At 70.1% G+C, this 12,716-nt stretch carries 11 protein-coding genes and 1 pseudogene; 5 read left to right on the top strand and 7 right to left on the bottom strand.

What is annotated here, in order from left to right:
* Positions 1-148: transposase (locus BKD30_RS09150; RefSeq protein WP_143588136.1), on the top strand; the 148-nt coding region annotated here is incomplete at its 5' end.
* A gap of 219 nt (positions 149-367) precedes the next feature.
* Here the strand turns inward: BKD30_RS09150 and BKD30_RS16730 are convergent.
* Positions 368-688, bottom strand: a pseudogene (locus tag BKD30_RS16730) (IS1634 family transposase); the annotation flags it as partial.
* A gap of 568 nt (positions 689-1,256) precedes the next feature.
* On the opposite strand from BKD30_RS16730, the gene BKD30_RS09140 reads away from it, so the two are divergent.
* From BKD30_RS09140 to ppgK, 3 genes are all read left to right on the top strand, one after another.
* Positions 1,257-1,754, top strand: coding sequence for an FBP domain-containing protein (locus tag BKD30_RS09140; protein ID WP_076704139.1), 498 nt, complete (start codon positions 1,257-1,259; stop codon positions 1,752-1,754).
* Positions 1,755-1,792: 38 nt separating this feature from the next.
* On the top strand, positions 1,793-2,671 hold the full coding sequence (gene map, locus BKD30_RS09135; protein ID WP_076704138.1) for a type I methionyl aminopeptidase: 879 nt from the start codon (positions 1,793-1,795) through the stop codon (positions 2,669-2,671).
* 242 nt (positions 2,672-2,913) lie between these two features.
* A complete protein-coding gene (gene ppgK, locus BKD30_RS09130; protein WP_076704157.1) occupies positions 2,914-3,696 on the top strand; it encodes a polyphosphate--glucose phosphotransferase in 783 nt (260 codons plus the stop codon).
* An 86-nt stretch (positions 3,697-3,782) separates the two neighbouring features.
* Here the strand turns inward: ppgK and nrdR are convergent, their stop codons facing one another.
* Complete coding sequence (gene nrdR, locus BKD30_RS09125) at positions 3,783-4,370, bottom strand: transcriptional regulator NrdR (RefSeq protein WP_083956194.1); 588 nt, start codon at positions 4,368-4,370, stop codon at positions 3,783-3,785.
* A gap of 136 nt (positions 4,371-4,506) precedes the next feature.
* A complete protein-coding gene (gene hisD / locus BKD30_RS09120; RefSeq protein ID WP_235861577.1) occupies positions 4,507-5,943 on the bottom strand; it encodes a histidinol dehydrogenase in 1,437 nt (478 codons plus the stop codon).
* Between the two features lie 128 nt (positions 5,944-6,071).
* On the opposite strand from hisD, the gene BKD30_RS09115 reads away from it, so the two are divergent.
* The gene (locus BKD30_RS09115; protein WP_083956192.1) at positions 6,072-6,647 is read left to right on the top strand and encodes a flavin reductase family protein; all 576 of its coding nucleotides are present in this window, start codon (positions 6,072-6,074) and stop codon (positions 6,645-6,647) included.
* 40 nt (positions 6,648-6,687) lie between these two features.
* Here the strand turns inward: BKD30_RS09115 and dnaE are convergent, their stop codons facing one another.
* The 4 genes from dnaE to lspA all read right to left on the bottom strand — a co-directional run bounded on the left by dnaE (position 6,688) and on the right by lspA (position 12,637).
* On the bottom strand, positions 6,688-10,299 hold the full coding sequence (gene dnaE / locus BKD30_RS09110) for a DNA polymerase III subunit alpha (protein ID WP_076704136.1): 3,612 nt from the start codon (positions 10,297-10,299) through the stop codon (positions 6,688-6,690).
* Positions 10,300-10,382: 83 nt separating this feature from the next.
* A complete protein-coding gene (locus BKD30_RS09105; protein ID WP_076704135.1) occupies positions 10,383-10,889 on the bottom strand; it encodes a hypothetical protein in 507 nt (168 codons plus the stop codon).
* Between the two features lie 72 nt (positions 10,890-10,961).
* Positions 10,962-11,903 carry an RluA family pseudouridine synthase gene (locus BKD30_RS09100; protein WP_173893079.1) on the bottom strand — a complete coding sequence of 314 codons (942 nt, stop codon included), beginning with the start codon at positions 11,901-11,903 and terminating at the stop codon, positions 10,962-10,964.
* Positions 11,900-12,637, bottom strand: a complete 738-nt coding sequence (lspA, locus tag BKD30_RS09095) for a signal peptidase II (protein ID WP_076704133.1) — start codon at positions 12,635-12,637, stop codon at positions 11,900-11,902. The genes BKD30_RS09100 and lspA overlap by 4 nt, the downstream gene beginning before the upstream one ends.
* Positions 12,638-12,716: the final 79 nt, after the last annotated feature.

Raw genomic sequence — 12,716 nt, 5'->3', positions numbered from 1 at the left:
CTCGAACGGGCCGACAGAGGCCATCAACGGCCGACTCGAACACCTCCGCGGCTCCGCCCTCGGCTTCCGCAACCTCACCCACTACATCGCCCGATCTCTACTCGAGGCCGGCGGATTCAGACCCCGACTACACCCTCAACTGCGATGAGCCCGTTTAGTTGCATCCGGCCATAGGGTCGTAACACTTCAAAATTTGTGACGGGAGGGGCCACCGGGCATTGATGGAGCTGTGGACTGCGTTTGAAGTGGTTTGACTGTTCGCTTTGGTGAAGATCTGTTCGGCGGTCTTGGTCGAGGTGAAAGGATTCGCCCGGACGTTCCAGCCGGTGATGAGGGCGCGGATCTTGGCCTGACTTGATGCATTTGCTTAGTGTCCCGGTTCGCCGGTGAGCTGGTGGACGATGTCGGCGGCGTTCTCGCGGATGTCGGCCGGGATCAGCTGTGTGTGGTCGCCGGCGCGGATCAGGGCGGCCTGGATCGGGCGGAACGTGGTGATGATCTTCTTCAGACTCAGCCCGGTCGCGGCCTGCATCGAGCGGGCGACGGCGAGGCCGGTGAAAGCGATTGTCAGGTGCGCTTCGATGGCGTCCCGGGTGTGGTGGAACATGGGCCGGACCCGGAGGTGGGTCTTGGACATCCGGAACGACTGCTCGACGTGCCACAGGTCCTGATACGAGGACAGGACCTCCCCGACGGAGGCCACCGACGACCGGTGAGCGCGCCTCGGCGTCCTGTGATGCGGATCGGCCACCCGCCGATCCCGTCCGCCGGGATGTGTGGACGCCGTGGGCCGGCTCTGGCAAGATGGGTGCGCGCGACGCCGGTGATCCGCCGAGCACGAGTCCGTTCCCGGACGACGTGCTCACGTTTCTTCGGCCTCGCGGCGATCGGGCGGGCCCGGATCGAGCGGATCCACCGACGAGGAATGCAGGCGAGGAGACAGTGATGCGACAGGGTCACGGAGCCGGTGCCGCGGGAAGCGGGGTGGCCGGTATGGCCTGCTGCGCGGCGCTTATCCCGTCTGCCCCCACGCACTGACCCGGACCGCCCTGCAAGCGGCCCGGCACACGCGTCCGTGAGCGGTGTTCGCGCCTCGGTCGCGGCACCTCGTGCTCGCCACCTCGGTGACCGGTACCCGGACGCGACACGGTGCTCACCGGCTCGGCAGACGCCTCTCCCGTCCTCGCCCTCGTGCGGCCGTGCCCGTGTGCCGTCGTGCCCGCGAGTGGCCACCGCCATCCCGGAAGAAGACCGCCATGCAGGCCATCACGCTCACTCAGATCCGTTCCTCCTTCATCAACGCCAGCCGCTCGGAAGCGGCCCGGCTCACCCCTCCCCCGGGCTTCGACCGACTGGACTGGGATGCGCTCGACGTCCTCGGCTGGCGCGATCCGAAGATGCCCCTGCGCGGCTATCTGGCCCTGCGCACGGCCGAGCACCGGCTCGTCTCCGTGCTCCTGCGGGCGCCGGCCGGAGGAGCGCGGAAGAACCGCGCGGTGCTGTGCGAACTGTGTCGCTCGGTGGAGGCGACGAACGAGGTCCTGCTGTGGGTCGCCCGACGTGCCGGCGCCGCCGGGCGTAACGGCAACACGGTCGGAACGCTGATCTGCGCCGACTTCACCTGCAGCGCCAACGTGCGGGTCGCGCCGCCGGAAGGGGACATGCACCCCGATCCGGCAGCCGTCGTCGCCCGCCAGATCGACGGGCTGATCGCGCGGGCCGACCAGTTCGCCCGGCGGGTGCACGAACGCTGACCGGACGCCTGCTGGCGCGGTGTCGATAGGATCGGACCATGCTCTCCACCCCGTCCACCGCGCCCGTCGGCTCCCTCGTTCCGGGCACGCTCAGCCCCATCCGCACCGTGCCGGCGTCGATCCCGCGACCGGAGTACGTCGGCCGCACCGGACCCGAACGCGTCACCGCCTCGGACGTGAAGACACCCGAGGTGGTCGAACGGATCCGGCGGGCCGGGCGGATCGCCTCGCAGGCGATCGATCGGGTCGCGGAGGCCATCCGGCCCGGCGTGACGACGGACGAGCTGGACCGGATCGGCCACGAGTACATGGTCGCCCACGGCGCCTACCCGTCGACCCTGCACTACCAGGGCTTCACCAAGTCGATCTGCACCTCGATCAACGAGGTGATCTGCCACGGTATCCCGGACAGCACCGTGCTGGCCGACGGCGACATCGTCAACATCGACATCACCGCCTACAAGGACGGGGTGCACGGGGATCTGAACCGGACGTTCCTCGTCGGCGACGTGGACGAGGAGTCCCGGCTGCTGGTGGAGCGGACCGAGGCGGCCCTGCGGCGCGCCATCACGGTGGTCAAGCCGGGGCGCCAGATCAACGTGATCGGCAGGGCGATCGAGTCGTACGCCCGCCGCTTCGGCTACGGCGTCGTCCGCGACTTCACCGGGCACGGTGTCGGAGAGGCCTTCCACAGCGGCCTGATCATCCCGCACTACGACGCGGCTCCCTCCTACGACCGGGTGCTCGAGCCAGGCCTGGTGTTCACCATCGAACCGATGCTCACCCTCGGCACCATCGCGTGGGACATGTGGGACGACGACTGGACCGTGGTGACGAAGGACCGTCGTCGCAGCGCCCAGTTCGAGCACACCCTCGTCGTCACCGACACCGGGGCCGACATCCTCACCCTCTCCTGACCGACGACACGGCTCCCGCAGCCGGATCGCCTGGATCGTGCCGAGCAGGCATGATGGGGAGGACACGCCGGCCCCCAGGTCGGCACCACTGCCGCACCCGACCGATGGAGCATGAGGTGTCCCAGCACAACGACGAGGACGTCGACAAGGCGATCAAGGAGGCCGGCAAGCGGGCGGCGAAGACCGAGAGGGACGCCGCGCGTGCGGCGGCCGCGCCCAGCCACCACCGGTTCCAGGGGCCGGTGATCGGTGTGGACATCGGCGGCACCGGAATCAAGGGCGGCATCGTCGACCTGGCCAAGGGCAAGCTCATCGGTGAGCGCTTCCGCATCCCGACGCCGAGCCCGTCCACCCCGGAGGCCGTGGCCGACGTCGTCACCGAGGTCGTGACCGAACTGACGAACCGGCCCGAGGGGCCCGAGCCGGACGCCCCGGTCGGCGTCACCTTTCCCGCGATCATCAAGAACGGCGTGGCCCGGTCCGCGGCGAACGTCGACCACAGCTGGATCGGCACGGACGTGGACGGACTGTTGACCGAGCGGCTCAAACGGCCCGTCGAGGTGCTCAACGACGCCGACGGCGCGGGCCTGGCCGAGGCCCAGTACGGCGCCGGCAAGGGCCAGCTCGGCGTCGTACTGGTGATCACCCTGGGCACCGGCATCGGGTCCGCCTACATCATGGACGGCAAACTCGTGCCGAACGCCGAACTCGGTCACCTGGAGATCGACGGGTACGACGCCGAGAGCCGGGCGTCGGCGACCGCGCGGGAGCGGGACGGCCTGAGCTGGGAGGAGTACGTGCCCCGCTTGCAGCGGTACTTCTCGCACGTGGAGTTCCTCTTCTCCCCCGAGCTGTTCATCGTCGGCGGCGGCATCTCCAAGCGCAGCGAGGACTTCCTCCCGCAGCTGGACCTGCAGACGAAGATCGTGCCGGCCACGCTGAAGAACAACGCCGGCATCGTCGGCGCCGCGCTGCACGCCGCGCTGCGGTTCGACTACACGAAGAAGAGAGCCAAGAAGGGCTGACGGGGTCGCGGTCGGTCACGCGTCGCGTGGAGTCCGGTGGTGGCCGTGGCTTCCCCTCCGCGGCCACCACCGGCGTGTGGTGAGGGCTAGAACAATCCGCCCTGGTCGGCCCCGCTGGCCGACGTGCGCCGCTTCCGCGGCTTCCTGGCCGGCGGCGCCGGCTCGTCCAGCTCGGGTAGGCCGACGCCGGCGAGTGCGTGGTCGAAATGCGTCTGGCCGGCGGCGACATCCGCCTCGTGACGCAGCAACGAGATCGCTTGCTCGAAGTCCTCCAGGCTCTCGAAGCTCTGGTAGACGCTCGCGAACCGCAGATAGGCGATGACGTCGAGGCGCTGCAGCGGGCGCAGGATGGCCAGCCCGACGTCGTGCGCGTCGATCTCGGCGACCCCCGCGGCGCGGATCGACTCCTCGACCTCCTGGGCGAGCATCGCCAGGTCGTCCTCCGTGACCGGCCGGCCCTGACACGCCTTGCGCACCCCGGCGATCACCTTGTTGCGGCTGAACGGCTCGGCCACGCCCGAACGCTTGAGCACGGTGAGGCTGGTGGTCTCCAGCGTCGAGAACCGCTTGCCGCAGTTCGAACACAGCCGACGCCGCCGGATCGAGGCACCGTCGTCGACGATCCGCGAATCGACGACCCGGGAATCGGCCGAGCGGCAGAACGGGCAGTTCATCCGACACCTCCCCGCTCTCGACCGTCATGGACTCGATGCGAATATACACCACATGTAGTGCCTTTCCCAAGAGAAGGCCCTACATCTAGTGGCTGCGCCTCGACTGGAAGTCGGCTGCTGCCGGTCGTCGGTGCGCTCAGGCGAAGCGGATGTCCACGGCGTCCCCGTGCGCCGGCAGATCCTCGGCGTCGGCGAGGGCACGCACGACCGGCGCGACCGCCGCGAGGCCGTCCCGGCCGTAGTCGATGTACTGGACCGCCTTGAGGAAGGTGGTCGTGTTCAGCGCCGAGGAGAAGGTCGCGGTGCCCATGGTCGGCAGCACGTGATTCGACCCGGCGCAGTAGTCGCCGAGGCTGACCGGGCTCCACGGTCCGATGAACACGGCGCCCGCGTTGCGGACCCGGGCGGCCGTGCCGGCCGCGTCCCGGGTGTGAATCTCCAGGTGCTCGGCGGCGTAGGCGTCGCACACGGCGATACCCTGGTCCAGGTCCCGGACCAGCAAAGCCCCCGACTGCGGACCGCCGAGCGCGGTGGCCACCCGATCGCGGTGCCGGGTGGCCGGAACCAACTCGGACAGGGCGGCACGGACCGCGGTGACCAGCGTCGGCGAATCGGTGATGAGCACGGAGGCAGCATTCGGGTCGTGCTCGGCCTGGCTGATCAGGTCCGCCGCGACGAATCCGGGATCGGCGCTCTCGTCGGCGAGGATCGCGATCTCCGTGGTACCCGCCTCCGAGTCGATGCCGACCCGGCCCCGGACCAGCCGCTTGGCGGTCGCGACGAAGACGTTGCCGGGGCCGGTGACCACGTCCACCGCCGGGAGCGGGGGCGCCGTGGTGCCGTCGGCCCGGGCCGCGCCGGGCAGTCCCCAGGCGAACGCGGCCACCGCCTGGGCGCCGCCCATGGCGTACACCTCCCGGACGCCGAGCATCGCGGCCGCGGCGAGGATCGTCGGGTGCGGCCGGCCGCCGAACGCCTTCTGCGGCGGGGAGGCCAGGGCGATCGAGGCGACGCCGGCGGCCTGGGCGGGCACGACGTTCATCACCAGCGACGACGGGTAGACGGCAAGTCCCCCGGGCACGTAGAGCCCGACCCGGGAGACCGGCAGCCAGCGGTTGGCCACCCGGGCGCCGTCGGCCATGGTCACCTCGGTGTCGGCGGGCCGGGTCGCCTCGGCGAACCGGCGGACCCGGTCGATCGACGTCTCGAGCGCCTGCCGCACGCGCGGGTCCAGGTTCGCCAACGCCTCGTCGAGGTGCTCCTCGGGCACCCTCGGGTGATCCAGACGGACGCCGTCGAACTGCTCCGTAGCCTCGAGCACCGTCGGCAGGGGCGCGGCCCGGAACCGCTCGAACAGGGCGGTGACGGTCGCCGTGGCATCCTGGGCGACGGCCGCGGCCCGCGGCATGATCGCGCGCAGCTGTGCACCGGTGGCCTCCGAGTCGCGCAGATCCTGCACCGCGAACGCGACGGCATCACCGCCACCGGAGGCGGTGCGGGTGCCGCTGCTGGTCGAGACGGTGCGGGTCGAGACGGTGCTCAGATCGGGGGCGGGACCGGCGGAATCGTTCACCCCACCATGGTAGTCGCGGCCCGTTCACGCGGGGTCGCAAACGAATCTCGCGCCCCTGCGCGCGGCGTATCGTGGAGGCGCCGGACCCGGTCCGGCGACCGTTGTACCCGACCCCGAGGTAGAGACCGATGATCACGTCCGGAACCGGCGCGACCGGCACCCAGCCCGTCGCGTCTCCGTCCGACGGCCTCGGCTCGGCGCACAGCGACGCGGAGCTGCAGGCCCTGTTCCGGGAGGGCTTCCGGCGCCATGCGGCCGGGGTCGCGATCATCACGGCGATGCGTGACGGCGTGCCGTACGGTTTCACGGCCACGTCCGTCGCGTCCCTGTCCGCCGAGCCGCCGCGGCTGACGTTCAACATGGCGGTCACCTCGTCCTCCTGGCCCGCCGTCGAGGCGGCCACGCACCTGGGCGTGCACTTCCTGGGCGTGGCGAACCAACCGCTGGCGGACCGCTTCGCGCGGACCCGGGATCGGTTCGACGAGCAGAACTGGGAGCTCGGTCCCCAGGGAGTGCCGATCCTGCGGGGAGTGCGCGGCTGGCTGGTGGGCCTGATCGAGGCGCGGATCCCCTTCGACAACAACGCCGTCGTCGTGGCCCGGATCGTCGACGGTGGTGCCCCCACCGGGGAGGACCCGATGAACCCGCTGCTCTACCACTCCGGCCGGTACTACCTGGCCGGGGATCTGGACTACCAGATCTGAACCCCGGACCCGGGACGGCACCCGGCGCCGAGCGCCGTGATCAGCGGACGCCGGCGAACGTCGGTGGCTGCGGCACACTCGCCCCCATCGGCACTGATTCGAAGCACCCGGCGCCCAGGAGCACCTTCAGGTCGCCGAACAGGGCGTTGTCCGGGTTGACCCGCAACCGCACCGGCAGCCGCAGCACCTCCACGGAGGACCGGCCGACCAGGTTGAGCCGCACCTCCGAACTGCCCGGGTGGTTGCGCAGCACCTCGGCCATCTCGGTCAGCAGCAGCTCGGTCGCCCGGTGGGAGGCGAGGGTGATCTCCACCGGTCCGTGCGCCCCGCCGGACAGGTCAGGCACGGACAGTTCCTGGGCGCTGACGGTGACGGTGCCGTCGTCGCGCCGCTGCAGGCGTCCCTTGACCACGACGATGAGGTCCTCGGCCAGCACGTTGGCGATCGGCGCGTAGGCCTTGCCGAAGAACATCACCTCCATCGACCCGGACATGTCCTCGATCTCCGCCCGCGCGTACGCGTTGCCGGAGGTTTTGGCGATCCGCCGGGACAGGGAGGTGATCATGCCGGCGATGGTGACGTTCGCGCCGTCGGGCCGGGAGTCGTCCGCCAGCAGGGCCTCGACGGAGGTGTCGGCGTGTTCGCTGAGCACCTTGTCCAGCCCGGCGAGCGGGTGGTCCGAGACGTAGAGGCCGAGCATCTCCCGCTCGAACGCCAGTTTGTCCTTCTTCTCCCACTCGGGCAGGTCGGGGATCGCCACGGCGAAACCGGGGTCGGTGTCGTCCCCGCCGAGCGAGGAGAACAGGTCGAACTGGTTGGCGTCCTCCTTGCGTTTCTGGTCGATCACGAGGTCCACCGCCTCCTCGTGCACCATGGCGAGCGCCCGGCGCGCCTCGCCGACGCCGTCGAAGGCGCCGGCCTTGATCATCGACTCGATGGTGCGTTTGTTGCACACCGAGGCGGGGACCTTGGCGAGGAAGTCGTTGAAGGACGTGAAGGCGCCCTTCTCGGTGCGGGCGGCGACCATCGCCTCGACCACGTTGGTGCCGACGTTGCGGACGGCGGCCATGCCGAACCGGATGCCGGTGCCGACCGGGGTGAAGGTGGCCAGGGACTCGTTGACGTCCGGCGGGAGCACGGTGATGCCCATCCGCCGGCACTCGTTCAGGTAGAGGGCGAGCTTGTCCTTGTCGTCACCGACGCTGGTGAGCAGGGCGGCCATGTATTCGGCCGGGTAGTGGGCCTTCAGGTACGCCGTCCAGTACGCGACCAAGCCATACGCGGCGGAGTGGGCCTTGTTGAACGCGTAGTCCGAGAACGGCAGCAGGATGTCCCAGAGGGTCTTCACCGCGGCCTCGGAGTACCCGTTGTCCAGCATCCCCTGGTGGAAACCGGCGTACTGCTTGTCCAGCTCGGACTTCTTCTTCTTGCCCATCGCGCGGCGCAGGATGTCGGCACGCCCGAGCGAGTAGCCGGCCACCTTCTGGGCGATGGCCATCACCTGCTCCTGGTACACGATCAGGCCGTAGGTGGTGTCCAGGATGTCGGCGAGCGGCTCGGCCAGCTCGGGGTGGATGGGGGTGATGTCCTGCACCCCGGTCTTGCGCAGCGCATAGTTGGTGTGGGAGTTGGCGCCCATCGGCCCGGGCCGGTAGAGAGCGATGACGGCGGAGATGTCCTCGAAGTTGTCGGGGCGCATCAACTTGAGCAGGGCGCGCATGGGACCGCCGTCGAGCTGGAACACCCCGAGGGTGTCACCGCGGGCGAGCAGATCGTAGGCGGCCGCGTCGTCGACGCCGAGCGTCTCCAGGTCGAGGTCGACGTCCCGGTTCCGCAACACGTTCACCAGCGCGTCGGAGATGATCGTCAGGTTCCGCAGGCCGAGGAAGTCCATCTTGATCAGCCCGAGCCCCTCGCACGTGGGGTAGTCGAACTGGGTGATGACCTGGCCGTCCTGGGCGCGGCGCATGATCGGGACGACGTCGATGATCGGGTCCGAGGACATGATGACGCCGGCGGCGTGCACGCCCCACTGGCGTTTCAGGCCCTCGAGGCCCAGCGCCGTGTCGAACACCTGCTGCGCGGCCGCGTCGCCCGCCAGCAGCTCCCGGAACTCGCCGGCCTCGCCGTACCGCTTGGCCTGCGGGTCGTGGATGTCGGCGAGCGGGATGTCCTTGGCCATCACCGCGGGCGGGAGTGCCTTCGAGAGCTGCTCCCCCATACTGAACGGGTGACCCAGCACGCGGGCGGAGTCCTTGAGCGCCTGCTTGGTCTTGATCGTGCCGTAGGTGACGATCATCGCGACCCGGTCGTCACCGTACTTCTCGGTGACGTAACGGATCACCTCGGAGCGGCGGCGATCGTCGAAGTCGACGTCGAAGTCGGGCATGGAGACGCGCTCGGGGTTGAGGAACCGCTCGAAGATCAGTCCGTGCCGCAGCGGGTCGAGGTCGGTGATGCGCAGTGCGTAGGCGACCATGGAGCCGGCGCCGGAGCCGCGGCCGGGGCCGACGCGGATGCCGTTGTTCTTGGCCCAGTTGATGAAGTCGGCGACGACGAGGAAGTAGCCGGGGAACCCCATCTGGGTGATGACGCCGAGCTCGTAGTCGGCCTGCTGGCGGACCGCGTCGGGGATGCCGTCGGGGAACCGGTAGGCCAGACCGCTGTCGACCTCCTTGACCAGCCAGGACGTCTCGTCCTCGCCGTCCGGGCAGGGGAACTTCGGCATGTAGTTCGCGCCCGTGTTGAACGAGACGTCGCAGCGTTCGGCGATGAGCAGGGTGTTGTCGCACGCCTCAGGCAGTTCCGTGAACAGGGACCGCATCTCGGCGGCGCTCTTGAGGTAGAACCCGGTGCCGCTGAACGCGAACCGGCTGCCGCCGGCGTCGTAGGTGGGTTCGAGCAGCGTGGAGCCGGACTGGAGGGCGAGCAGCGCCTCGTGCGCTTTTGCATCCTCCTCGTGCGTGTAGTGCAGGTCGTTGGTGGCCACCAGGGGCAGGTCCAGGTCCTTGGCCAGGCGCAGCAGGTCGCCGACCGTGCGTCGCTCGAACTCGAGGCCGTGGTCCATGACCTCGCAGTAGTAGTTCTCCGCGCCGAAGATGTCGCGGTAGTCGGAGGCCGCCTGGCGGGCGGCGTCGTACTGGCCCAGCCGCAGCTTCGTCAGCACCTCCCCGGAGGGACAGCCGGTGGTGGCGATCAGCCCGGGGCTGTAGGTCTCGAGCAGTTCCCGGTCCAGGCGCGGATACTTGCCGTACGCGGCGTCCAGCGACGCGATCGATGACGCACGGAAGAGGTTGCGCATGCCCTGGTTGTTGTAGCTGAGCAGGGTCATATGGGTGTACGTGCCGGACGCCGAGACGTCGTCCCTCTTCTGACTCTCGTCCCCCCAGCGCACCCGCGTCCGGTCCGACCGGGCGGTGCCCGGGGTGACGTACGCCTCAACCCCGATGATCGGCTTGATGCCGGCGTCGGTCGCCTTCTTCCAGAAATCGAAGGCCCCGAAGAGGTACCCGTGGTCGGTGGTCGCGATCGCCGGCATCTGCTGACGGCTGGCCTCGGCGAACAGGTCGTCGAGGCGAGCGGCCCCATCGAGCATCGAATACTCGGTGTGATTGTGGAGATGGACGAACGACGAGGAGGAACCGGATGCCACCGACCCAGTCTAGTGGCCGCCACCGGACCGGTCCGTGTGGCGGCACGCGCGTGCCGCCCGCGTCAGTGCGGCGATGTCCGGGGTCAGTCCAGGAAGGTGATCGGTGGCAGGTTGGGGTGGGCGGCGACGGCGGTGGTGAGCACCTGGACGAACTGCCGGTAGTCGGCCTCCATCGTCTCGTCGGTCGCCGCCGCGCCGAGCCGGTAGACGACCCGTTGCTCGTCGAGCGGGGTGAGCACGAGCCGCCGGCGGCGGGGCCGGCCGCGGTCGGCGGGCGTGACGGCGACGGATCGCAGGTCGGTGAAGGAGTAGTACGTCTCTCCCATCCAGATGCCGCGGCTGTCCACCGTCACCCGTGCCGGCGTGCTGCGCAGGTCGAAGAGTCGGGTGGCGAGCACGATCAGGGCGATGGCGGAGACGAACATCCCGGTCCCGAGCGCCATGATCAGGAACGAGCTGTGGCCGGGCCCGGCCAACCGGTCCCCGAGCAGCAGGGCGAGGACGATGCACGCCGCGAGAACCGCGGCGCACGCCAGGATCGCCGTCGCGTACTGCCGGCGGACCCGGCGGCGGTTGAGTCCGAAGCTCACCGATGCCACGGCGTGCCCCGTCCCGGGCTGCGGAGCGGGCCGGCGCACTCCCACGCCGGCTCAGGGGCACGGTCAGGGACGAGCACGGAGCGCGTCCAGGGCGTACTGCAGATCCGGTGCGCAGGCGCTCTCGAAGCTGACCGCGTCACCGGTGCCGGGATCCCTGAACCCCAGGCGCCGGGCGTGCAGCCACTGGCGGGTCAGGCCGAGTTCGGCCGCCAACCGCGGGTCGGCGCCGTAGGTGAGGTCCCCGACGCAGGGGTGTCGTAGGGCCGAGACGTGCACCCGGATCTGGTGCGTGCGGCCGGTCTCGAGGTGCACCTCGAGCAGGGTGGCTCGACCGAACGCCTCGAGCGTCCGGTAGTGGGTCACGGACGGGCGGCCGTCCGAGGTCACGGCGAAGCGCCAGTCGTGGCCGGGGTGCCGTCCGATCGGCGCGTCGATGGTCCCGTTCATGGGGTCGGGCAGCCCCTGCACCAAGGCGTGGTAGACCTTCTCGACGGTGCGCTCCTTGAAGGCCCGTTTGAGCTGGGTGTAGGCGCGTTCGGTCTTGGCGACGACCATCACGCCGGACGTGCCGACGTCGAGCCGGTGCACGATGCCGGCCCGCTCGGGCGCACCGGAGGTGGAGATCCGGTACCCGGCAGCGGCCAGGCCGCCGACCACGGTGGGCCCCACCCAGCCGGGCGAGGGGTGCGCCGCGACACCGGGCGGCTTGTCCACCACGACGTAGTCGTCGGCGTCGGCGAGGATTCCCATGTCGTCGATGGTCTCGGCACGGATCCGGGCCGGGTCCTCCCGTTCCGGGACCGTCACCTCGATGATCTCGCCTCCGCTGAGCCGGTCCGACTTGGCCAGGGGGTGGCCCCGGCGACGGATGTGACCACCGGCGAACAGGGCGGCGGCCGCCGACCGGGAGATCGTCAGCAGGGCCGCGACGACGGCGTCGGCTCGCTCGGCCCGGACGTCCGCGGGCACCCGGACCGGGGTGGGTCGCGGGTCCGGCACGCTCACCGACGCGGCTCCGGCTCGTCGCCGGTGCCGCCCACCTCCGGGCCTGCCTCCTCCGCACCGGTGCGCTTCGTGCCGGTCGTCCGGCGGCGTGCTGTCGTCTCCCGTTGCCCGGAGATGCCGATGCCGATCAGGGTGAGCACACACAGCGTGGTGACGCCGCTGACGATCGCCGAGTCGGCGAGGTTGAAGATGGCGAAGTTCGGCAGCGCGATGAAGTCGATCACCTCGCCGAAACCGAAACCCGGGTCGCGGAACAACCGGTCGGTGAGATTGCCCAGCGTTCCCCCGAGCAGAAGGCCCAGGCCGATCGCCCACCACCAGGACCGAACCTTCCGGACCAGGACGAGCAGGATGAACAGCGCCACCGCGATCATGATCAGCGTGAACACCCAGGTGTAGCCCTCCCCCAGCGAGAACGCCGCCCCGGAGTTGCGGAAGAAGCGCCACTGCAACAGGGGGGGCAGGACGGGCGTGACCTGACCCTCGGTCATCGTGTCGAGTACCCACAGCTTGGTGGTCTGGTCGAGCAGCCAAGCGAAGACGGCACAACCGAGCAGGACGAGCACGTACCCGAAGCGGTGCGTCCGGGCCGCGGCCACCGAGCCGTCGGCGTCCGCCGCGGGTTCGTCGGCGCGTCCCGACGAGGCCCGTCCGTCCGGGCTCGCGGGAGACGGGTGCGGTGTGCCGGTGTCCGGCGGGGTAGCGGCGGGGCGGGCGTCGTCGCCGTCGATCATGATGAGGCAGTTCCTCGAATGCTGGGATCCGGCCAACGATGCGCAGCCGACGCGGCCGGAGACGGGGCGGGGGAGCCGC

This window comes from Tersicoccus phoenicis (assembly GCF_001968835.1).
In the GTDB taxonomy this organism is placed as follows: domain Bacteria; phylum Actinomycetota; class Actinomycetes; order Actinomycetales; family Micrococcaceae; genus Tersicoccus; species Tersicoccus phoenicis.
Note: the sequence above shows the minus strand (reverse complement) of the source record. Positions and strands in the feature narration are given on the sequence as shown.